Source organism: Frigoribacterium sp. 9N (assembly GCF_902506305.1).
Lineage (GTDB): Bacteria > Actinomycetota > Actinomycetes > Actinomycetales > Microbacteriaceae > Frigoribacterium.
In genome coordinates this window covers 2,284,415-2,305,808 of record NZ_LR733392.1, presented here as the reverse complement: position 1 = coordinate 2,305,808, position 21,394 = coordinate 2,284,415, and the positions used below count along the sequence as shown (strand labels likewise).

Annotated in this window: 21 protein-coding genes; 12 read left to right on the top strand and 9 right to left on the bottom strand. The window is 73.0% G+C overall.

Annotated features, from left to right (window positions below; translation table 11 throughout):
• Positions 1 to 207: 207 nt before the first annotated feature.
• Positions 208 to 1,614 carry a carboxylesterase family protein gene (locus tag ARTHRO9V_RS13875; RefSeq protein ID WP_082460074.1) on the bottom strand — a complete coding sequence of 469 codons (1,407 nt, stop codon included), beginning with the start codon at positions 1,612 to 1,614 and terminating at the stop codon, positions 208 to 210.
• 40 nt (positions 1,615 to 1,654) lie between these two features.
• Here ARTHRO9V_RS13875 and ARTHRO9V_RS13870 point away from each other — a divergent pair, with 40 nt between their 5' ends.
• The 3 genes from ARTHRO9V_RS13870 (at position 1,655) to ARTHRO9V_RS13860 (ending at position 4,489) form a co-directional block, all read left to right on the top strand.
• Positions 1,655 to 1,876 (top strand): DUF1653 domain-containing protein, encoded by a 222-nt coding sequence (locus ARTHRO9V_RS13870; protein WP_159827969.1) that lies wholly within the window; start codon positions 1,655 to 1,657, stop codon positions 1,874 to 1,876.
• A gap of 119 nt (positions 1,877 to 1,995) precedes the next feature.
• On the top strand, positions 1,996 to 3,219 hold the full coding sequence (locus ARTHRO9V_RS13865) for an AI-2E family transporter (RefSeq protein WP_236557055.1): 1,224 nt from the start codon (positions 1,996 to 1,998) through the stop codon (positions 3,217 to 3,219).
• Between the two features lie 373 nt (positions 3,220 to 3,592).
• Positions 3,593 to 4,489, top strand: coding sequence for a phospholipase (locus tag ARTHRO9V_RS13860; RefSeq protein ID WP_201298949.1), 897 nt, complete (start codon positions 3,593 to 3,595; stop codon positions 4,487 to 4,489).
• A gap of 211 nt (positions 4,490 to 4,700) precedes the next feature.
• Here ARTHRO9V_RS13860 and ARTHRO9V_RS13855 read toward each other — a convergent pair whose 3' ends face one another.
• A complete protein-coding gene (locus ARTHRO9V_RS13855; protein WP_159827966.1) occupies positions 4,701 to 5,000 on the bottom strand; it encodes a hypothetical protein in 300 nt (99 codons plus the stop codon).
• A 62-nt stretch (positions 5,001 to 5,062) separates the two neighbouring features.
• Complete coding sequence (locus ARTHRO9V_RS13850; RefSeq protein ID WP_043596776.1) at positions 5,063 to 5,359, bottom strand: hypothetical protein; 297 nt, start codon at positions 5,357 to 5,359, stop codon at positions 5,063 to 5,065.
• Between the two features lie 113 nt (positions 5,360 to 5,472).
• Here ARTHRO9V_RS13850 and ARTHRO9V_RS13845 point away from each other — a divergent pair, with 113 nt between their 5' ends.
• Positions 5,473 to 6,303: a transglutaminase family protein gene (locus ARTHRO9V_RS13845; RefSeq protein WP_159827963.1), complete on the top strand. Its 831-nt coding sequence runs from the start codon at positions 5,473 to 5,475 to the stop codon at positions 6,301 to 6,303.
• A 181-nt stretch (positions 6,304 to 6,484) separates the two neighbouring features.
• Here ARTHRO9V_RS13845 and ARTHRO9V_RS13840 read toward each other — a convergent pair whose 3' ends face one another.
• Positions 6,485 to 7,933, bottom strand: a complete 1,449-nt coding sequence (locus ARTHRO9V_RS13840; protein WP_159827960.1) for a glucose-6-phosphate dehydrogenase — start codon at positions 7,931 to 7,933, stop codon at positions 6,485 to 6,487.
• A gap of 87 nt (positions 7,934 to 8,020) precedes the next feature.
• Between ARTHRO9V_RS13840 and ARTHRO9V_RS13835 the strand changes: the two genes are divergently transcribed.
• Entirely contained in the window at positions 8,021 to 8,233 is a 213-nt protein-coding gene (locus ARTHRO9V_RS13835; RefSeq protein WP_043596779.1) for a hypothetical protein, read from the top strand.
• 193 nt (positions 8,234 to 8,426) lie between these two features.
• Here ARTHRO9V_RS13835 and ARTHRO9V_RS13830 read toward each other — a convergent pair whose 3' ends face one another.
• A complete protein-coding gene (locus tag ARTHRO9V_RS13830; protein WP_123571358.1) occupies positions 8,427 to 9,101 on the bottom strand; it encodes an SDR family oxidoreductase in 675 nt (224 codons plus the stop codon).
• Between the two features lie 48 nt (positions 9,102 to 9,149).
• Positions 9,150 to 9,479 carry a DUF3140 domain-containing protein gene (locus tag ARTHRO9V_RS13825; protein ID WP_056043833.1) on the bottom strand — a complete coding sequence of 110 codons (330 nt, stop codon included), beginning with the start codon at positions 9,477 to 9,479 and terminating at the stop codon, positions 9,150 to 9,152.
• Between the two features lie 74 nt (positions 9,480 to 9,553).
• On the opposite strand from ARTHRO9V_RS13825, the gene ARTHRO9V_RS13820 reads away from it, so the two are divergent.
• Positions 9,554 to 10,594, top strand: a complete 1,041-nt coding sequence (locus tag ARTHRO9V_RS13820) for a glycosyl hydrolase family 18 protein (protein WP_159827957.1) — start codon at positions 9,554 to 9,556, stop codon at positions 10,592 to 10,594.
• Between the two features lie 69 nt (positions 10,595 to 10,663).
• Here the strand turns inward: ARTHRO9V_RS13820 and ARTHRO9V_RS13815 are convergent, their stop codons facing one another.
• Positions 10,664 to 11,107 (bottom strand): hypothetical protein, encoded by a 444-nt coding sequence (locus ARTHRO9V_RS13815; RefSeq protein WP_043596785.1) that lies wholly within the window; start codon positions 11,105 to 11,107, stop codon positions 10,664 to 10,666.
• A gap of 178 nt (positions 11,108 to 11,285) precedes the next feature.
• Between ARTHRO9V_RS13815 and ARTHRO9V_RS13810 the strand changes: the two genes are divergently transcribed.
• The 5 genes from ARTHRO9V_RS13810 (at position 11,286) to ARTHRO9V_RS13790 (ending at position 18,383) form a co-directional block, all read left to right on the top strand.
• Positions 11,286 to 11,924 carry a hypothetical protein gene (locus tag ARTHRO9V_RS13810; RefSeq protein ID WP_159827954.1) on the top strand — a complete coding sequence of 213 codons (639 nt, stop codon included), beginning with the start codon at positions 11,286 to 11,288 and terminating at the stop codon, positions 11,922 to 11,924.
• A gap of 25 nt (positions 11,925 to 11,949) precedes the next feature.
• Entirely contained in the window at positions 11,950 to 12,840 is an 891-nt protein-coding gene (locus ARTHRO9V_RS13805; protein ID WP_123571355.1) for a hypothetical protein, read from the top strand.
• A gap of 538 nt (positions 12,841 to 13,378) precedes the next feature.
• The gene (locus ARTHRO9V_RS13800; protein ID WP_235452281.1) at positions 13,379 to 15,454 is read left to right on the top strand and encodes a glycosyltransferase family 2 protein; all 2,076 of its coding nucleotides are present in this window, start codon (positions 13,379 to 13,381) and stop codon (positions 15,452 to 15,454) included.
• The gene (locus ARTHRO9V_RS13795) at positions 15,451 to 16,182 is read left to right on the top strand and encodes an efflux RND transporter periplasmic adaptor subunit (RefSeq protein ID WP_056043811.1); all 732 of its coding nucleotides are present in this window, start codon (positions 15,451 to 15,453) and stop codon (positions 16,180 to 16,182) included. The genes ARTHRO9V_RS13800 and ARTHRO9V_RS13795 overlap by 4 nt, the downstream gene beginning before the upstream one ends.
• A 179-nt stretch (positions 16,183 to 16,361) precedes the next feature.
• On the top strand, positions 16,362 to 18,383 hold the full coding sequence (locus ARTHRO9V_RS13790; protein WP_159827951.1) for a glycosyl hydrolase: 2,022 nt from the start codon (positions 16,362 to 16,364) through the stop codon (positions 18,381 to 18,383).
• Between the two features lie 64 nt (positions 18,384 to 18,447).
• Here the strand turns inward: ARTHRO9V_RS13790 and ARTHRO9V_RS13785 are convergent, their stop codons facing one another.
• Entirely contained in the window at positions 18,448 to 20,088 is a 1,641-nt protein-coding gene (locus tag ARTHRO9V_RS13785; protein ID WP_159827949.1) for a PQQ-binding-like beta-propeller repeat protein, read from the bottom strand.
• A 123-nt stretch (positions 20,089 to 20,211) separates the two neighbouring features.
• Here ARTHRO9V_RS13785 and ARTHRO9V_RS13780 point away from each other — a divergent pair, with 123 nt between their 5' ends.
• Entirely contained in the window at positions 20,212 to 20,475 is a 264-nt protein-coding gene (locus tag ARTHRO9V_RS13780) for a hypothetical protein (RefSeq protein WP_159827947.1), read from the top strand.
• 21 nt (positions 20,476 to 20,496) lie between these two features.
• On the opposite strand, the gene ARTHRO9V_RS13775 is transcribed toward ARTHRO9V_RS13780, so the two are convergent.
• Positions 20,497 to 21,390 carry an Abi family protein gene (locus tag ARTHRO9V_RS13775; protein WP_159827945.1) on the bottom strand — a complete coding sequence of 298 codons (894 nt, stop codon included), beginning with the start codon at positions 21,388 to 21,390 and terminating at the stop codon, positions 20,497 to 20,499.
• Between the last annotated feature and the right edge of the window lie 4 nt (positions 21,391 to 21,394).

Here is a 21,394-nt window from a genome sequence, read left to right as displayed (position 1 = left end):
CTCAGGTGCTCGGCGCCGGGGCACGGCGGGGCGGGCGAGTACGGCGACGTCGGCGCATCGGTTCTGCCGTCGATCGTATTGTCGCGGCTCGCTCGCACGCGAACCCCGGGCCGCGCCTGTGGATGAGAGGAGCCGCGCCTGTGGACGCGAGGAGCCGTGCCCGGGGACGAGAGGAGGCGCGGGCGAGGGCACCCAGGACGGACCGGCTCAGCGGCGGTGGACGACCAGGGTGTCGGCGAGGCCGGCCGTCGCGTCGGCTGCCACCGTGCCGGTGCGGGCGAAGTCGGCCCAGATCTGGCGCACCTTTCGGCCGCGGCGGTCGACGTCCTCCCAGTCGGTGGTGCCGACCAGGCGGGTGTGCGCCCAGGCCTCGCGGCCGCCGAGCAGCAGCGGCAGCTCGGTGATGTGGGCGGCGCCGAACGCCGTGCCCTCGGGCTCCCAGGTGAACTCGAACGTCGAGACGCGCCCGCCCGCGGCGCGGTGCCGCTCGGCGAAGGCCCGACCGGCCCGGTGGTAGACGGCCTTCGTCGTGGCGTCGATCATCAGGCGTCGGATCGCCCGGCCGACCACGGGCAGGCCGAACATCCGCTGCAGCAGGGGGGAGAACTCGGCGAACACCGCGGTCTCGTCGGCCGTCGCGCCGATCAGCAGGTCGATCTCGGGCGCGACCTCGCGCCACGCGGCGTCGGCGGCGGACTCGGTCGGCAGCGGTGCCCGCCCGTACTGCAGCCCGAAGGCCATGCCGCCGCGCAGGCCGAAGCGCTTCGCCGCCCGCTCGGCCACGGACTGCCCGGCGAGCAGCTCGTCGAGCGGAGCGTCCTTGCGGGGCGTGCCCACCGCCTCCGTCATCGCCTTCACCATGCGGCTGCGGCCGCGCACGATGCCGAGCGGGGCGCTCTGCACGATGGCCCGGGCGAAGAGCCCCCGGGCGCCCTCGCTGATCATCAGGTGCGCGATCGCGTCGCCGCCGGCCGACTGGCCGAACAGGGTGATGCGGCTCGAGTCGCCCCCGAACGCCTCGATCGTCTCGTGCACCCAGCGGACGGCCGCGAGCTGGTCGAGCAGTCCGAGGTTGGCGGGCAGCTCGTCGCCGACGCCGAAGAAACCGAGCATGCCCAGCCGGTAGGTCACGGTGACGACGATCACGCGCTGCTCGGCGACGAGGGCGCGCGGGTCGTAGACGCGCAGGTCGCCCGCCCCCGAGACGTACGAGCCGCCGTGGATCCACACCATGACCGGCACGCGCTCGTCGGCGAGGAGGTCGGCGGGCAGGGTGATCGAGAGGCGCTGGCAGTGCTCGTCGTCGACCATGCCGACGGCGGCGCCCTCGATCAGGGCGTCGAGCCCGGGCGACGCGACCTGCGGTGAGGCGGGGGCGCGGTCGAAGGCGAGCAGCGGGGAGGGCCAGGGTGCGACCGGACGCGGCGGCTCGAAGCGGTCGGCCTCGGCGTAGGGCACGCCGAGCACCCGCACGACCTCGCCGTCGACCCGACCCACGATGCGGCCCGACGGGGTGTCGAACTCGCGGCGGGCGGCGCGGTCGTCGGTGTCGACGACCGGTTCGCCGGGGGCGGTCGGCGTGCTGGCGGTGGGGCGGGGGGCGTCCTGGGTCACCCGACCATGGTGCCCCTCACCGCCCGTCTAGGCTCGCGGGATGACCGCCGACACCCCTCCCGCTCCCGGGTTCTACCGCCACTTCAAGGGCGGCCGTTACGAGGTGCTCGGCACCGCCCGCCACAGCGAGACCGACGAGCCGCTCGTCGTCTACCGCGCGCTCTACGGCGAGCAGGGCCTCTGGGTTCGGCCCCTCGCGGCCTGGTCCGAGCACGTGCGACGCGACGGGCACGACGGCCCGAGGTTCGCGCCCGAGGGCTGACCGGCCCACCCGGTGGCCGGTGCGCCCGCCATGCGGTGGTCCAGGGCGAGCCGAGGAGGCGCGGGGCGGGTCAGCGAAGTCACAGCCGGTTGATAGCCCCGCGGCCGGACACTCGGCTCATGAAGTTCTCACGTCGCTCCCAGCACCCCCAGGGTGCAGCCACAGACGGGGGCGTCGCGGACGACGCGACCCGCACCGCCGACCCGGCCGAGGCCGCGCCGCCCTCGGCCGTGCCGCCCGTGGCCGTGCTGCCCCCGGCCACGCTGCCCCCGGGCATGCTGATCGCGGGTGCCTGGGCCTGGCGCCTGCTCGCGGTCGCCGCCGCGCTGGCCGTGCTCTTCTGGCTGATCGCCACGCTCGAGGAGATCGTGGTGCCGCTGCTGATCGCGATCCTCGTGTCGGCGTTCCTGGTGCCGGTCGCGGGGTTCCTGCACCGGCACCGGTGGCCGCGGTGGCTCGCCATCGTGGCCGCGTTGCTGGCCGGGGTGGTCGTCGTCGGGGGCCTCGTGCTGCTCGCCGTGACGCAGATCCGGGCCGGACTGCCGCAGATCGAGAAGCAGTCCGTGGCGCAGTACGACCAGCTGACGACCTTGCTCCAGGGGCCGCCGTTGAGCCTCACGAACGCCGACGTGACCGGCTACCTCAAGGACGCGCAGAACGCGCTGCAGACCGAGAGCAAGGCGATCCTCAGCGGCGTGCTGTCGATCGGCACCGCGGCCGGGCACCTGCTGGCCGGGGGACTCCTGACCCTGTTCGCCACGATCTTCCTGATGATCGACGGTCGCGGGGTCTGGGCCTGGACCGTCCGCCTCTTCCCGAAGGCGGCGCGCCCCGCCGTCGACGGGGCCGGCCAGGCCGGCTGGCACACGCTGACCTCGTTCGTCCGCGTGCAGATCGTCGTCGCCGCGGTCAACGCCGTCGGCATCGGCCTCATCGCGTTCTTCCTCGGGCTGCCGCTCGCCGTGCCGATCGCGATCCTCGTCTTCCTGGCGTCGTTCATCCCGGTCGTCGGGGCCATCGTGACCGGCGCGCTCGCCGTGATCGTCGCCCTCGTCTTCGCGGGGCCGGTCCAGGCCGTGGTCATGCTGGCCGGAGTGCTCGTCGTGCACCTGCTCGAAGCCCACGTGCTGCAGCCGCTGGTCATGGGCTCGGCCGTCCGCGTGCATCCGCTCGCGGTGGTCTTCGCCGTGGCGGGAGGGTCGTACGTGGCCGGCATCCCGGGCGCGCTCTTCGCCGTGCCGACGGTCGCCGTGCTCAACGTGATGGTCAAGTACGTGGCGACGGGGGCCTGGCGTCGAACCCGCGTCGCGGAGGACCTCGTGGCGGCGCCCGAGGCGTCGTGATCGCGAGCCGCTGACCTGCCCGGCCCGCGCCTCCTTCGCTCGGATGAGGGAGGCGCGAGCCGATGTCATCCGCTGGGATGATGCGCCGGACTGCCCGGTTCGACAGTGCATTGTGTGGTTCTACTCAGGAAGTCTCTGCATACTCGTCACTTCGCCCGGGCGCGTGCGCCCCTCCCGACCGAGTCCGACTCGGCAGGGCAGCTGCGGCGGACGAGTCGAGGCCCCACGGCCTCGCGAGACCGACACCGACCTGTCACGGCTTCCCCCGCCTCTGCCGCGGGGTCCCGCCGCCCCGAGCGCCCCGCGCCCGTGCGGCACCGCCGTGTGCGCCCTGCCCGAACGGAGGCGCGGGTCGGCCGAGCACGAGGACCACATGACCCCCGAGAACACCCCTGCCTCCGGCGCGGACGCCGCGGCCGCCGCCGAGGCTCCCGCCACGCGCCGCTCGCTCTCCGCCGGACGCCGTCGCACCGCCCGTCGTCGCCTCTCGCTGATCGGTGGCGTCGCCGCGGTCGCCCTCGTCACGGGCACCGGCTTCGCGGTCACCTCGATGTCGGCCGCCGGTGCCGACACCATCTCGGCCGAGCAGCACGCCGCCGACGTCAAGCAGCAGAAGGCGGACATCGCCACCTCGTTGGCCCAGGCCAAGGCGCGCTCGACGATCCAGATCGCGAACCAGGTCGTGGCCTCGACCTCGAGCCGGACCGACGCCAGCGACTTGCAGACCCAGGTCGCCTCCCTGGCCGACTACGAGAAGCTCGACGCCTCGACGCTGAACGACCGCGTCGAGAAGACCGCGCTCTCGGCGCAGACCGTCCAGTCCGCCGCCGCCGAGGCCGACCGACAGGCCGCTGCCGACGCCGCTGCCGCGCAGGCCGCCGCAGAGGCCCAGGCCGCCGCCGAGGCGAAGGCCGCCGCCGACGCCGCGGCCGCCGCCGAGGCCGCCCGCGCCGCCGCCGACAACTCGGTCGACGGGGCCAAGGCCACGGCCCAGTCCCTCGCGTCGTCCCAGTACGGCTGGGGCAGCGACCAGTTCTCGTGCCTCGTCTCGCTCTGGACGAAGGAGTCGGGCTGGAACTACAAGGCCTACAACCCCAGCGGCGCGACCGGCATCCCGCAGGCGCTGCCCGGCAGCAAGATGGCCTCGGCCGGGAGCGACTGGGCCACGAGCGCCAAGACCCAGATCACCTGGGGGCTCGGCTACATCAAGTCGGTCTACGGCACCCCGTGCGGCGCCTGGTCGCACTCGCAGTCCGTCAACTGGTACTGAGCGGGTCGGCCCGGGCTCGGCTCGCCTCGCCTGCCGGACGTCGCACCGCCTCCTGAACGTCGCACCGCGGAGATCCGGGGTGCGACGTTCAGTTCGTGGTGCGATGCCGCGCCACGGGGGCGCACTGCCGCGCCACGGGCCTGCACTGCCGCGCCACGGGCCTGCACTGCCGCGTCAAGGGCCTGCACTGCCGCGCCACCGGGCGCCACCGCTAGTTCTGCGGGGGGATCGTCTGCCGGTCGGTGGGCTTGTCGGTGGTGACCGGTGTGGGACGCGGGCTGGGGCTGGTCGGGCCCACCGACGGCGTCACGATGCCGTCGGTGGGAGGCACGGGCGCCGGTGTCGGGCTCTCGGGCGTCGCCGACGGGCTGACGCTCGGGCTGACGGTAACCACGGGGTCGTCCTCGCCGTCGCTGCAGGCCGTCAACAGCCCCGAGGCGAGCAGGACCGTCGCCGCGGCCACCCCCGTGCGAGCAGTGGTCGTGAGCAGCGTCCGCGTCGTCGTCCCCATGTCGGGAGCCTACGCGCGGCGGGTCCCACGCATCGAGGGATGCCGGCCCGACGTCACCCGGGTCAGACCGCGCCCACCAGCGTCCACGCCCCGCCGTCGCGGCGCGTCACGCGTCCCTGGACCACGTCGGCCAGCTCGCCCACGGTCGCCTCGACGACGGCCCCGATGCGGTGTGCGGGCTCGTCGGCGGCACATTCGTAGCGCACCACCAACCGTGGCTCACCGCGCACGAGCGTGACGTCGCTGGCCTCGACGGTCGTCAACCCGGCCGCACTCGCAGCGGCCGCGGGCAGCACCGAATCGGGCCGCACCCCGGGGCGCAGGGTGCCGACGGTGAGCGTGACGCGGTACGAGGGCATGCGCTCATCCAACCCGCCACCACCGACATCGAGCGACGGTCCCAGCAGGGTCGCAGCCGCTTCACGGCGGACCCCGAAACACGTTCGACTCACGACCGTGCCACCCTCTGGTCATGAAGCGCACCGCGTCCGCCCGGCTCGAGTTCGACGTCGACGGCCCCGCCGAGTTCGTCCTGTCGATCGCCGCCTCCCGCGCCTACGCCGCGCCCGACGCGGTGGCGCAGGCAGGCACCGCCCGCATCACCGAGGAGGCGCTGGCCGTCACCGAGCACGGCGCACCCCTCGAGGTCCGCGAGCTGCACGACCACCACGGCACCCTCCTCCACCTGTGCGAGGTCGGGGCCGGCCGGGTCACCGTCGACTACCGGGTCGTCGTCGACGGACGACTCGACGAACCCGCCGTCGACGACCTCGACCTCGTGCGCTACCGGCGCCCCAGCCGCTACTGCGAGTCGGACACGCTCAGCCCGACCGCCCGCGCCGAGTTCGGCGGGCTCGAGGGGCGCGAGCTGCTCGCCGCGGTCGCGACGTGGGTCGGCTCGCACCTCGCCTACGTGCCCGGGGCCAGCGCGCCGACCGACGGCGCGGTGCAGACCCTGCTCGACCGGCAGGGCGTCTGCCGCGACTACGCGCACCTCGTCATCGCCCTGCTGCGGGGGCTCGACGTTCCCGCGCGGCTCGTCAGCGTCTACGCCCCGGGCCTGTCCCCGATGGACTTCCACGCCGTGGCCGAGGCCTTCGTCGACGGTGCCTGGCACGTGGTCGACGCGACCGGGCTGGCCCCGCGTCAGACGCTCCTGCGCATCGCGACCGGACGGGACGCCTCCGACACGGCGTTCCTCTCGAGCCACGGCGGCCGCGTCACGGTCGCGGGGATGCAGGTGGGAGCCGTCGCCGACGAGCTGCCGCGCGACGACGTGAGCACCTTCGTCAGCCTCGGCTGACCGCCCGCCGGCACCGCGCCTCCTGCACTCGCGCCGCCCCTGCCTGCCGCCCCGCCCTGGCCCCGACCCACTCCGCCACGAAGTAAACACGCCGCCACACGATCGCGTGGCGGATCGTTCACCTCGTGGCGGCGTGCGCGGGGCGGCGTGCGCGAGGCGGCGTGCGCCTGCCGGGTCCGGCTCAGTCCTCGCGGTGCGCCAGCTTCGCGCCCTCGCGCGCGCGGACGGCGGGCTCGTTCTGGTGCACGCCCGCGGGCCAGGACGTCGGTCCGGCCGACCCCGCCGGGTACTCGTCGATCGCGACCTCGCCGGACTTCCAGGCCTTGACGACGGGGGCGACGATGCGCCACCCCTCCTCCGCCGAGTCGCCGCGCACCGAGAGCGTCGGGTCGTCGTCGAGGATGCCCTCGAGCACCTCGCCGTACGCCGTCAGGTCGGCCGCGCCGAAGTCGGCGTGCAGGGAGGCGCGCGACAGGTCGTACGAGTCGCCCGGCCCGTTGACGTTCAGCTCGAGCGACATCTCGTCGGGTGAGATCGCGATGCGCAGGCGGTCGGGGGTGCCTCCGCCGACGAACTCCTTCGGGACGTGGGTGGGCGGCCGGAACGTGATGACGATCTCGCGGCGACGCGAGGCCAGGGCCTTGCCCGAGCGCAGCAGGATCGGCACGCCGGCCCACCGCCAGTTCGCCACCTCGACGACGACCTCGGCCAGCGTCTCGGTCTCGAGCGACGGGTCCACGCCGTCCTCGTCGACGTAGGCGGGCAGGGTGCGGCCGTCCACCTCGCCCTTCCCGTAGCGGGCACGGCGGGAGTTCGCGACGGCGTCGTCGTCCCAGACGTGGGTCGCGCGCAGCACCAACTCCTTCTCGTCGCGCAGGTCGGCCGCGCCGAGCGTGGCGGGGGCGTTCATCGTCAGCACGGCCATCACCTGCAGCAGGTGGCTCTGGATCATGTCGACCATGGCGCCGGCGTGGTCGTAGTAGCGCGCGCGGTTCTCGAGGCCGAGTTCTTCGTCGTAGACGATCTCGATGCTCTCGACGTGCTGGTTGTTGAGCATGGGCTCGATCAGGCGGTTCGCGAACCGCAGGCCGAGCAGGTTGAGCACGGTCGAGCGGCCCAGGAAGTGGTCGACGCGGTGCACCTGGTCCTCGTGCACGAGCTTCAGCACCTCGCGGTTCAGCTTCTTCGCACTGGCGAGGTCGGTGCCGAACGGCTTCTCGAGGGCGAGCGCCGTGCCCTCGGGCAGGTCGACCTCGCGGAGGGCGGCACAGGCCTTCTCGGTAATGGCCGGCGGCAGCGCGAAGTAGATGGACGGAGGCGCGTCACAGGCCTCGAGGAGGCCGCGGAGGCCGTCGGCCCCGGTCACGTCGGCCGTGATGTACGTGGTCGACTCGAGCAACGCGTCGACGGCGGGGCCGCTCGCGTGGACGCTGTCGAACGACGTCTTCACGCGTGCCTTCCACTCGGCATCGGTGTACTCCTCGACGCCGGCGCCGATCAGCTGCACGCGCCGGGGCGGCTCGATCGACAACAGGCCGCCGAGGCCGGGCATCAGGAGGCGCGCGGCGAGGTCCCCGCTCGCGCCCAGGATCAACAGGGTCGCCGGCTCGGGGGCCTTCTTCTCGCTCATGCCGTGAACGGTAGTGGGCCGCGCCCGGCCGCGCCCGGGAGGGGGTGCCACGGACCGCCTCGGAGCACCCGGCGTACCGTCCACGCCATGAGCGACCAGACCTACACCGCCCGCTTCGTCGGCCACGACGAGACCACCACCGAAGAACTCACCCTCATCGACGGGCTGCCGCAGAAGAGCGTCACGCGTCCCGGGGCCTCCGACGGCGAGGACCTGATGTGGGAGCTCGACGACGACGCCAGCGAGGGCGGCGAGTACGTCTACCGCTCCCTCGGCGTCTCGGGCCACGACTACAGCTGACCCACCCGCCGTCCGCACCACCCGCGGTCCGCACCACCGGATGGACGTCGCACCGCCGAAGTGGGCGGTGCGATGCTCGATCGGCGGTGCGACAGCCGTCCGGCCCTGCTGCTCGACCCGCGCCTCCTGACCCGGCCGGCGCCGCCAGCGCGCCCGGCGCGGGCCGGGCCGCGGCCGCTCGGGCCCCGGCGGGTCAGGCGCGGCGGGTGGGGCGCACCGAGACGACCTCGGCGGTCGCCCCGTGCGGTAGGTCGACCACGAGCCGCACGGCGTCCGCGACGGACTGCGGTTCGAGGTAGAGCGACGTGTCGTACGTGCCGCCCTCGGCCGTGACCAACTCGTGCTGCATGTCGGTGTCGACGCGGCCCGGGTGCACCGAGCTGACCCGGACGCCGTGCGGACGTTCCTCTTCGCGCAGGGCGTCGGTCAGCGCGCGCAGGGCGAACTTGCTCGCCGCGTAGGTGCTGCCGTCGGGCCCTGCCGTGAACCCCGAGCCGCTGTTGATCGACACGACCGTGCCCTGCGCCGCCCGCAGCGCCGGCAGCAGCTGCCGCGTCACCTCGGCGACGGCGAACACGTTCACCTCGAAGACGCGCCGCCAGTCGTCGCGCTCCGTGTCGGCGACGGCGCGCCCGCCGATGACGCCGGCCGCGTGCACCAGCACGTCGAGCCCGTCGAGCGGCGGCACCGTGAGGGCCGGGCCCGAGAGGTCCGCGGCCCACGCCGTCGCGGACGGGAGGTCGGCGGTGATCGCCCGCAGCGCCTCCTCGTCCCGTCCGTGGACGATCACGTGGTGGGTGCGGGCGAGGTCGCGGACGACGGCGAGGCCGATGCCCCGCGAGCCCCCGGTGACGAGTGCGGTCTTCATCGGACCAGTCTGCCGGTCCCGCGGGCCGCCGGTCGGGCCGATCGACGGTCAGGCTAGCGGGTCGTGACCCCAGTTCATGAGCGACCAGCGCCACTTCGTGTCGGTGACGTCGCCCGAGGGACGCTGCTTCGAGTGGCGCGCGACGTAGCCGTGGACCTTCTCCATGTGCTTCCAGTCGGCGTCGGTCAGGTCGGCCTTCTTCTTCTCGAGGATGCGCACGATGTGCCGGCCGCTCTCGTGCCCGACGGACTCGCCGCCGTCCTTCTGCCCCACCTCGCGCGACTCGTCGGTGTCGAGCCACTCGCGCAGCGTCGAGGCCGTCATGTTCACGTCGTCGTGGAACTCGTCCCAGGTCTGCTGTCGTCCGTCGTCTGCCATGCGACGAGCCAAGCACGCCCCGGACGGCACCGCCCCGTGCCGCACCGCTCCGCCGGATCGACGAAGATGGCACGGTGCGCACCCTGACCGCCGGCACCGCCGCCCTGCTGCTCGCCGCCTCGCTCGCGGTCACGATGTCGTCGTGCTCGGCCGACGGGAACAACCCGACGGTCGCGCCGCAGGCGAAGATCCCGGCAGGGCTCGCGGTCGAGGGCTACGCCATCGCCTCACCCGACGCGACGACGGCCGCCGTCGAGGCGCTCGACCGCAGCGGGGCGGCGATCGACACGGTCGGCGTCTCGGGCGTCGCGATCACGACCGGCGGGGCCGGGGTCGCACCGAGCGACGAGTCCGCCAACTCCCTCCGCGAGGCCGCCCAGTCGGCGGGCGGGAAGGCCGAGCTGCTCGTCGTCAACGCGGGCCAGGACGGCTTCAGCGGTGAGCTCGCGTCGCAACTGCTGTCGAGCCGGGCCAACCGCGAGTTCGTCGTGTCGGGCCTCACCGGAGAAGTCGTCAACGGCGGCTGGGACGGCGTCCAGATCGACTTCGAGTCGCTCTCGGCCGCGGACGCCCCGGGGCTGGTGGACTTCGCCGCCGAGCTCCGCGACGCCCTGCCCGACGACGCGAGCATCTCGATGGCCCTGCAGCCCAGCACCGATCCGGCGGGATACGCGGACCTCGGCTACGACCTCGCCGCCCTGTCCGACTCCGTCGACCGGTTCGTGCTCATGGCCTACGACCAGCACGGCGCCGGGTTCAGCGAACCGGGGCCCGTCGGCGGCCTGCCCTGGGTCGGCGAGGTCCTCGACGCCGCACTCGAGTCCGTCCCGGCCGACCGCCTCGACCTCGGCGTCGCGGGGTACGGCTACCGGTGGACGGGCGACGGCACCGCAGGAGGCGCGCTGTCGGTCGCCGAGGCCCGCACCGCTGCGCAGTCCACGGGTTCGTGGGACGCCGACCAGGCCGAGTACACCGCCTCGCCCGGCGACGGCTCGACCCTCTGGTGGTCGGATGGTCGCTCGATCACCGCGCGCGCCGATCTGGCCGAGTCGAAGGGGCTCCACGGCGTCGCGATCTGGCAGCTGACGACGGGCGACCCGATCCGCCGCGGCTGACGTCCGGGCGACGCGCCGCGCTGCGGCCACGGATGCGGCTCGTGCCGGATCGCCGCCGGAGGGTGCCGCCTACGGCGTGACGACGCCGATCGGGCCGGTCAGCTGGGGGATGTCCCGGTCGCTCAGCAGCCAGTGTTCGCCGCGGCCGGTGATCAGCAGCGCGAGCGGACCCGGACGGCAGACGACGAGCGCGCCGCCTTCTTGGTGCAGCACGCCGTCGAGGGCGCCGCCGAGGTCGCGGTCGTCTTCGGAACCCGACGCCGACAGGACGGCGCAGCGGCCCTCTGCTCCCATCGCCTGCAGCAGTCGGCGCATGCCCTCGGGGTCGCTGCGGTCGGGACCGAGCGGGTGGGCGACGGCCATGTCGACCCACTCGACCGACCCGGTCAGGTCGGCGAGGGCCTGCTCTTCGGGGCCGGCAGGGTCGACGGCGAGGTCGTGCACGGATTGTTTGCGATCGGGTGCGGCGAAGGCCTCGAGTGCGGTGATGACGGAAAGGGGGAGCGACGCCACGGGTGATCTCCTGTCGAGGGGTTCCCACCATCCTCCCACCCGAGCTGCCCTCACAGGTCCGTCCACAGGCGGAAACCGGAGCGGGCGCCGAGTCGAGCCGCCGCACTACGCTGCCGGAGAGCGGCCCGACGCGCGACGACGATCCGACCTGCCCACCCACGACGACGACGGAGACACCGTGAGCGACGCCCCCGGCCAGCAGCCCTGGCAGAACCCCCAGAGCCAGCAGAACCCCCAGAGCCAGCAGGACCCCCGGTACTCCCCGCCGTACCAGAGCCAGCACCCCCAGGCGCAGCAGCCGGGGCAGCAGCCCTACCCCGGGCCCGGTGGGTACGCCGACCCGCTCAAGGGCACCAACCCCGGCGTCAGCACCTCGACGCCGTTCGTCTGGGTGCTCGTCCTGCTGCCGCTGGTGCAACTGATCGGGCTCGCCTTCTGGGACGTCGGCGACTACCTCGAGCGCACCGCCACGATCACCCCGGGCGTCTACCAGTCGCCCTTCACGCCGGGCTACCTCGCCTACATGGGCATCGGCCTGCTCGTCTACGCACTGACGGTCGTCTTCGCCTGGCTCGACCACCGGGCGTTGACGGCCCGGGGCATCGTGAAGCCGTTCCCGTGGCCGTGGGCGTTCCTCACGGTCGTCTACGTCGTCGGTCGCTCGGTCGTCGTGAAGCGTCGCACCGGTGGCGGGCTCGCGCCGCTGTGGCTCTTCATCGCCGTGTACCTGATCACGATCGTCGTCGCGTTCTCGGTGTTCATCGTGGCCTTCGCCGAGTTCGTGCAGACGATGCCGTCCCTGCCGACCGCCCCGTAGCCGGACCTGCTGCGAGGATGGTCCCGTGACCTCCTCCAGCGCACCCCGCCTCGGCCTGCTCCTCGACGTCGACGGCCCGATCGCCAGCCCCGTGACCCGCAGCATCGCGCTGCCCGCGATCACGCGCGACCTCGTGGCGCTCGCCGCCCTCGGCGTGCCCATCGTCTTCAACACGGGGCGCTCGGACGCGTTCATCCGTGAGGAGGTCGTCGGTCCGCTGCTCGCCGCCGGCCTGCCCGAGGGGGCGCGGGTGCACGGCGTCTGCGAGAAGGGTGCCGTCTGGTTCACGATCGGCCCCGAGCACGGTGTCGACGGCATCGGCCCGATCGAGGTCGACTCGTCGCTCGCCATGCCCGCCGACTTCGGCGCCGAGATGCAGGCGTTGGTGGCGGACGAGTTCGCCGACCTGGTGTTCTACGACACGACCAAGCACGCGATGGTCTCGATCGAGCAGCTCACGAGCGTCGAGTCGTCGACCTACCTGGGCCGGCAACGCGACCTCGACGAGAAGGCGATGCAGGCGCTGGTCCGCCGGGGCTTCGGCGTGCGCCGACTCGACGACGTGCGGCCCGACGCCTCCGGGGCCGTGCAGTGGCGCGTCGACCCGACGATCATCTCGACCGACATCGAGTCGGTGCGGCTCGGCAAGGACCTCGGGGCCGAGCGGGCGCTCGAGCTGCTGGCGGCCGACGGCGAGCCCCCGCTCGCCTGGCGCACGGTCGGCGACTCGCGCAGCGACTACGCCATGGCCGACTGGCTGCACGCGCAGGGTCACGCGGTCGCGCACGTCGACGTCCGCCCGGCCGACGGCGTGCCGGCGACGCCGTACCCGGTGCTGACGAGCTCGACGGGCGCGATCCACGACGAGGCCGGGGCCGAGTTCCTGGCCGGCTGGCTGGCCGACCTCACCGTCTGACGCCCGGCCGCGACGCGTCCGGGCCTGCGACGGGCCCGGCCCCCGACGGCACCGGCCCGCGACACGCCCGGGCGTGGCCGTCCTCGAGGACGCCACCCGCGCCTCCCCGTCCCGCCCGCCGGGGTCGGTGCCACCCGCCCCGCGGCGTGCCCCCCGGACGGGTGAGACGGGTGAGCCTCGGGCCGGGACGGGTGTCACCTCCCCGCTGTCCATGCGGCCTGTGACCCCTTCGAGGGGGCGTACCCCCCGAACGGGTGTCGCGAATCGGCAGGAACGACCCTGTACTGTTTCGACACGTCCCCGGAACGGTCCCCCGAAAGGCCCACACCGGAGGCGAACCCGTCGATCGAGTGGCCCGAACCGCTCGCAGTCGACGGACCCGAAACGGGAGCCCCTGGCTCCCACCCGACCGCCGCCCACCCCGGCGCGTCACCTCGAGTCGCCGCCGTCGCCGACGCCCCTCCGGACGTCCGACGGCGGTCACCCACCGCCGCCGGCGTCCGGTCGTCTCTCAGACCCGAACCCGGAGAGAACACGCATGTCCCGAACCATGCGCGTCCGCGACAGCGACGCCGAAAACCGACCCGACACCGGTGCACCCGACACCGGCCCCGCCCTCGACGTGGCACCTCGCTCGCGCAGCGAACTGAGGCGCCTGGCACACCACGACGAGGAGCGGGGATCGCGGGCACGCCCCACGACGCGCATCACGAGCGACCACCACGCGTCGGTCGTCTCGCGCACCGAGGGGCGTGCCCACTCACCCTTCATGGTGCTGCTCGTGCTCGCCTGCACCATGGGCATCCTGCTCTACGGGCAGTTCCTGCTGAACCCCGCCAACCGCGGTGACCTGCTGCCCTACGTCGCGGTGATCATCGCGGAGGCCGTCCTGGTGCTGCAGGCCCTCCTGGCCATGTGGACGATCCTCTCGGGCGGTCAGAACCCCCGGGACTTCGACTTCCACTCGACGCAGGACACGCTCTACGACGAGGACGCGATCGACCGGCTCGGCGTCCGCGACCAGCCTCACCTGTGGCCGATCGTCGTCGACGGGAAGACCGTCGTCGTCGACGTCTTCGTCACGGTCTACGGCGAAGAACTGTCGAAGATCGCGATGACGGTCCAGGCCGCCGTCGCGATGCAGGGCGCGCACCGCACGTGGGTGCTGGACGACGGTCGGAGCGACGAGGTCAAGGACCTCACCGCGAGGCTCGGCGCCCGGTACATCCGTCGGCTGACCAGCCACGGCGCCAAGGCGGGCAACGTCAACTACGCCCTGTCGGTGGCCAAGGGCGACTACTTCGCCATCTTCGACGCGGACTTCGTGCCCAAGCCGATGTTCCTGCACGAGACCGTGCCGTTCTTCATCGACGAGAAGGTCGCCTTCGTCCAGACCCCGCAGTCGTACGGCAACCTCGTGAGCATCGTCAGCCGCGGCGCCGGCTACATGCAGGCCGTGTTCTACCGGTACATCCAGCCCGGCCGCAACCGGTTCAACGCCGCGTTCTGCGTCGGCACCAACGTCATCTTCCGCCGTGCGGCGATCGACGAGGTCGGCGGCATCGACACCGACTCGAAGTCCGAGGACGTCTGGACGAGCCTGTTCCTGCACGAGGCCGGGTGGCGCTCGATCTACATCCCGATGACGCTCGCGATCGGCGACGCCCCCGAGACCATCGAGGCGTACAGCAAGCAGCAGCTGCGCTGGGCGACCGGCGGCTTCGAGATCCTCTTCCGGCACAACCCGCTGAGCCCCCGCCGCACCCTGACGATGGACCAGCGCTTCCAGTACACGCTGACGGCCACCCACTACCTGACGGGCATCGCCCCGCTGCTGCTGATCATGGTGCCGCCGATGGAGATCTTCTTCGACCTGCGCCCGATGAACCTGCACATCTCGGTGCTGCAGTGGCTGCTCTTCTACTCGGGCTTCTACCTGCTGCAGATCGCGCTCGCGTTCTTCACCCTCGGGTCGTTCCGCTGGGAGGTGCTGATGCTCGCGTCGGTGTCGTTCCCGATCTACGTCAAGGCGTTGTGGAACGTGCTGAGCGGCAAGGACACGGCCTGGCACGTGACCGGCGGGGGCAAGGCGTCGAGTCCGTTCAACGTGCTCGTGCCCCAGGTGCTGTTCTGGCTCTTCCTGTCGCTCACCTCGCTCGTCGCGATCTGGCGGGACTGGGACAACCGGGTGCTCACGCTCGCCACGGTCTGGAACCTGATCAACACCGCCGTGCTCTCGGCCTTCCTGCTCGCGGCCCTGCGTGAGGCCGGAGCCATCAAGCGTGCCGCCCGCTCGGGGTCGAGCGCTCGCACGACCGTCGCCGGTCCGATCACGACCGGGCCCGTGGCGACTCAGACCCTCCGCACCCAGGTCGCCCGACCCCTGCCCCGGAGCCACGACGAGTTCCTCGAGCTGTCGTCCGAGCAGCGACTCGAGCAGCGCCGGCGCGACGACGAGCGGCGTCACCTGCTCGAGGCCCGACTGGCCGTGGCCGACGACCAGCACGCCCACGAGGCGCAGCACGGCGACGAGGCGTCGCACACACAGCACGCGGGACCGGTGTCCGGACCCGACCGACACGACACGAACGACCGAGAGAAGGTGGTCTCATGACCTGGGGCAACAGGATCAAGATGACCGTCGGCATCCTGGTGGTGCTCGCCCTCGTGGCCGTCTTCACCGTCATCTTCACGCAGCGGCAGGCCCAGGTCATCAGCACCAGTGCCGCCATCGCGAGCCAGGACTTCTCCGTCGGCACCGACTACAGCGGCACGGTCACCTCGACCGACGCCGAGGTCGGCGACCGGGTGAAGAAGGGCGACGTGCTCTTCTCGCTGCAGAGCCCCTCGCTGCAGAAGGACCTCGCGGACGACGTCGTCGTCCCCGACACGGACGCCTACACGGTGGACGACGACGGCACCATCACCTTCATGGCCACCGTCGACGGCACGCTGTCGCAGCTCGACGTCCGCGAGGGCGGGTTCCTCGGCTCGGGAACGTCCGTCGCGACCATCGAGAAGGCCGGCACGCTCTTCGTGGACGCCGACTTCACGCTCACGCCTCGCGACTACGAGCGCATCCAGGACGGCGCGACCGTCGACGTGATGCTGCCCAACCAGCAGGTCGTCGAGGGCAGCGTCGACCTGGTCAGCGTGCAGACCAAGGACGGCGCGGCCGCGGCCACCGTCCGCGTGGTCAGCGACCAGCTGAGCGAAGGGGCCTACAACGGCCTCGTCGCGAGCGGCACGCCGGTCGAGGCGACCATGCACCTCCGCGACGACGGCATCCTCGCCGGGCCCGTGGACACCATGCAGGACTTCCTGCGCCAGATCGGGGTCTGACGATCCCCGGCGCACGGAGAAAGACGACGGGTCGGTCCGGCCGACGGGATCGTTCGGGATCACCGATCGGTTCCGGGCCGGCCCGTCACCCCCGGGAGGCGCGGGTCGAGATCCGACCCGCCCCGCGCCTCCCGACCCTCCGCCGGGTCCTCGCCGGCGTCGCCCTCGGCACGGCCGGCGTGCTCGTGCTGGCCGGCTGCACCGGCGGCTCGGACACGGACGGCGACACCACGGGCCGCCCCGACGCCGGAGGCGACGTGTTCCCCTCCTCGCAGGTCGACCCCCTGGTCGCCGCCCTGCCCCACGAGTCGGTCGGCACCGTCCCGACCATGCGCCTCGCCGACGGCCTCGTCCCGCCCACCAACACCTGGTTCTCGGGGCTGGTCTTCGGTGACGAGCCGACGCCCGTGTTCCCGTTCCCGATCTCGTTCCAGCTGACGCAGGCCGGCTTCGCCGCGGGACTCCCGGTGCCGGTGGCCTCCGAGAAGGCGATCGTGTCGCCCGCCCTGCCCGACGTCACCCTCGACGTCCAGGCCTCGGCGACCGAGATCAGTGCCTACGACGACGTCTCGGTGACGATCGCCCACCTCGACGGCGACGCGGTGCTCGGTCACACGACCGTCGCCGAGGGCTCGCCGGTCGTCTCGTACACCGCCGCGACCGCGCAGACCGACACCCTCGGGACTGCCGTCACGACCGTCGGCGACGGTCGCGGCACGTTCACCGTCGGCAGCACGACGTGGGGCGTCGCCGTGACGGACGGCAGCCTCGACGGCACGGCGGTCCGGCTCGACGAGGGCGGCTCGGTCGTCCTCGTGCCGCTGCCCGACGGGGCCACCGACGAGCAGGTGCGGACGGTGCTCGACGCGGCCGCCTCGCCGCTGACGTCGGTGACCACCGCGCACCGCGCCTCCGGGTCCGGGTCGTCGGCGGTGTCGACCACCGAGCTCGGCTACGAGACGGCGGCCGGGGGAGACACCCTGCTCGTCCCGGCCCCGCACATGGGCGACGCGGCGACGGGTGGCGGCACCGGGCTGGGCTACGACACGATCTACGGCACCGTCCCGTTGTCGATCGGCTCGACGCTGGCGTTCGACGCACCGGTCACCACGGCCTCGACCGGGCTCGACCTCTCGGGGCTGAGCGACGACCAGAGGGCGCAGCTCGAGGACCAGGTGCAGGTCGACGTCGCCCGCACGGCGGAGACGCCGGTCGACACCTACTACGGCGGCAAGGCGCTTTACCGGTCGGCGATGCTCCTGCAGCTCGCCCGGCAGCTCGGGGACGACGCGTCGGCCGAGACCCTCCGCACGTCGGTCGTCGACCGACTCGACCGGTGGACCGACCCCTCGGGCTGCGAGACGCGCGAGCAGGAGTGCTTCGTCTACGACCCCGCCGTGAAGGGCGTCGTCGGCAAGGCGGCGTCGTTCGGCTCGGACGAGTTCAACGACCACTACTTCCACTACGGCTACTTCCTCTACGCCGCCGGCGTCGTCGCGGCCGACGACCCCGAACTGGCCGAGCGCTGGCGTCCGGTCATGGACCTGCTCGCCGCCGACATCGCCTCGGGCGCCGACAACGGGTCGTTCCCCGACCGGCGTGCCTTCGACCCCTACTGGTCGCACAGCTGGGCCTCGGGCTACTCGCCGTTCGCCGACGGGAACAACCAGGAGTCGTCGTCCGAGGCGGTCAACGCCTACGCGGGCCTGTCGCTCTGGGCCGCGGCCACGGGTGACGACGCGCTCGGCGACGAGGCGTCGTGGATGCTCAGCGGCGAGGCCTCGTCGGCGCTGGCCTACTGGCTCGCCCCCGACCTGACCGGCCCGACGTCCGCCGGCTACGGACACGCGATCGTGTCGCTGACCTGGGGTGGCAAGCGCGACTACGGCACCTGGTTCTCGGCCGAGCCGTCGGCGATCGCGGGCATCCAGTTGATCCCGCTGAGCCCGACCTCGGTGTCGTACCTGACGTCGTCGGCGGGCGGAGGCGCCCGGCAGATCGCGCGCGTGGTCGACGAGGCGAGCGCCTCGGGCTTCGACCGGCCGCTCGGCGACTACGTGCTGATGTACTCGGCCCTCGAGGGGCCCGACCAGGCCGCGGCGGCCCTGACGGCACTCGCCGACCTGCCCGAGACGGGCATCGACGACGGCAACTCGCGGGCCTACGCGATGGCCTACGTGATGACCGCCGGGGCGCGGTAGGGCCGAGCGCAGGAGGCGCGGGTCGGCGAGGGCGGGCCCGGCTCAGCCGACGAGGCGCACCGGCTCAGCCGACGAGGCGCACCGGGTCGACGAGGCGTTGCACGCTGCCGTCGGGGTGGTTCGCGACGAGCGTGCCGCCCCAGAAGCCGAGCTGGTCGCGCTCGGTGTCGAGCTGCCAGAGGCGGCGGCCGTCGGACAGGTCGAAGGCGGTGACCGTCGAGGTGCGACCGCTCGAGGCGGTCGTGGCGTAGCCGGTCGTGCGGCCGACGAGCGCGATCTGGGACTCGCCCGGCACCACCGCCCGGGCCACCTCGTGGCCCGACGCCGCGTCGAGCAGGCGGACGGTGCGCTGGGCCGCCTCGTCCGACGTGAGGTCGCCGGACACCGCCGCCGCGCCTCCTGGTTCGAAGGTCTGGGCGAAGACGAGCGACCCCCGGTCGCCGGCCGGGTCGGTGGTCACCCGCGCGAGCCCGTGGCGGCGGTCGCGGGGCGGGGTCGTCCAGAGCTCGGCGCCCGTGCGGCGGTCGACGCAGACGACCCCGGGCGTGGTCGAGAAGACGAGGCAGTCGCCGGTCGCCTGCACCCCGCGGTCCTGGCGGAAGCCGTGCCGCCAGAGTTCGCGCCCGTCGAGCGAGAGCGCCACCACCGTGCCGTCCGTGTCGTCGGTCGAGGTGGGGATCGCCGGGTCGAGGCCCACGACGACGAGGTCGCCGTCGACGACGAGGGTCGTGGCGGTCGGCAGGTCGGGCCCCCAGTCGTGCGTCTCGCCGGTGCGTCCGTCGACCGCGGTGATGGTCCCGCCGTCGAGGACGAGCAGACCGTCGGGGGTCAGGGCCTCGTCCTGGCTGCCGGTGGTCTCGCCCGTCCACACGGGGGTGTCGAGGTCGTCGGCGGCGTAGAGCGAGAACTCGCCCGTGCCGGGCTCCGCGTCGTAGTAGACGCGGGAGTCCTGGTACGAGAACTGCGGGTCGCTCGAGACGAGGGCCCAGGAGGCGGTGGCGTCGGTCAGGCGCGCGCGCCCGTTCGGCGAGGTGGTCACGTCGGTCAGTTCGCCGGTCCCGAGGTCGAGGCGGGCGTACGACGAGGCGAACCCGTCGCCGCCGAAGCCCAGCGTCGAGACGAGGGCCGTGTCGGTGGCGCCGTCGGCGGGCCAGACCTGGACGAAGCCGCTGCCGGCGTCGAGCTCGGTGCCGAGGTCGACCCACCAGCGGACGGTGCCGTCGACGGGGTCGACCCGGGCGAGCCGGCTGACGGCCTGCGCGGTGCTGCCGAAGCCGCCGTCGAAGCGGCAGTCGGCGCCGACGTCCGTGGCGGCGCTCGTGCCCCTGCCGTCGTCGCCCGCGGCACCGCCGGCGCTGACGAGGACGTCGCCGTCGAGCCGGTCGGGGCCCACCGCGGGCTCCGCCTGCCAGAGCAGGCACCGACCCTGGTCCGCCGGCACGCCGACGTCGGCGGGCGTCAGCGTCCACGACCCGGGGACGGGCTCGTGCCGCAGGTCGTCGCCGACGACGCCGTCGAGCGCGGCGGCCGACGAGTACCGCGGTGCCTCGACCAGGCCGGCGGTGGTCACGAGCGCCGCGGCGGCGACCACCGCGGCGGCCACGAGGGCGAGCCGGCGAGGGCGGGAGGCGCGGTGCCAGACGGCGGCCCCGCGGCGGCGGGCGCGCGCGAACGGCTGGTCGCTCGGTCGGGCGTCGTCCGTCACCCGGCCATGGTACGAGGCGGGCGCGCGGGCGGGCCGTGAGCGGTCCCGGGGTCGGGACCCGCGCCTCCTGGGCTCCCGGGGTCAGCCGTTAGGCTGGTGCGGGCCGTCCGGTCCCGCCCGCCGGTGCACGAGCGGCTCCGCCCGTTCGCCCTCTCGTCGCCCGTCCCCCGAAGGAGCCGCGCCATCGAAGCCGTCGTCATCTCGATCCTCGCCCTGGCGATCGTCGTGCTCGTGGTCATCCAGGTGATCTACCGTCGCCGCGTGCTGCAGCGCCGGGAGGCCTCCGGTCAGCGGGTCGTCGGCCGCGGCACCTACGTCGTGTTCGGCGTGATGGCGGCGTTCTTCCTCTTTGCGGTGTTCGTGTTCCCGCTGCTGGTGCGGGGGTAGGGGCACGACGGAAGGTGCCGATCAGCGTCGGTGGTCGATCGGCACCTGAGGGGCCGCGAGACCGGGCCAGAAGTCCTCGCCATCGGCCCACTCGGCGAACAGGTCCGGAAGTGTGGCCTCGGAAGCCCCACTGCGAACCAGGAGATCGTCCAGGGAGGCGATGACGTCGAGAACCGACCGAGGGCCGAACTGGCCGACCAGCCTCTTCGCTTTGACTCGGACGTTGTTGGGTGTGGGGCCTGCGTCGACGACCGAGTGATGCCAGAGCCGACTGTGGTGGGCGCAACGGTTCCGCAGATAGACCAGTGCCCGGACGCGGTACGCGAAGCCCGCCGTGGCGACCCCGACGCTGGCTGCCACGTCGGCAGTGAGGGTGCCCCCGGCCCCTCGTTCGATGCATTTGGACAAGGTTCCGAACGAGAAGGCTTCGACCGCCGACCAGACCGGCAGATCGGCGAAGTGAGCATCGTTCCCGGTGCCGGACTTGAAGTGCAGGATGTGCCTCTCCTTGCTGCGACCGACGTCGCGGAGGCACGCCATGACGGTCGGCTCGGCATCGCCGACGTCGGTGTAGAAGTCCTGCTCCAGGTACCGTCCACGGGGGCCGTGCCTGTCGCCGATCACTCGGGCCACGTGCGTTCGGAGCACCAGCTCGGCACGCGTCAACGGGGCGACGAGCCGAGCACGAAGGGCTTCGTCGGCCTCGTAGACGCGACGGATGTCGTCGAAGCCGGTACCCGGGCGGAACGAGTCGTCACCCACGTGGGGCGCGGTCTGGAAGTACCTCGCCCAACCCGACAGGCGGTAGTAGCTGTGGGCCGCGAGGAAGGCTCGGCATTCTGCTTCGTCGGGGATGATCAGCCCGCGTGATCTCAGCAGGGCTGATTGCTGTTCGAGGGAGAGGCTCGGCTTCATGACG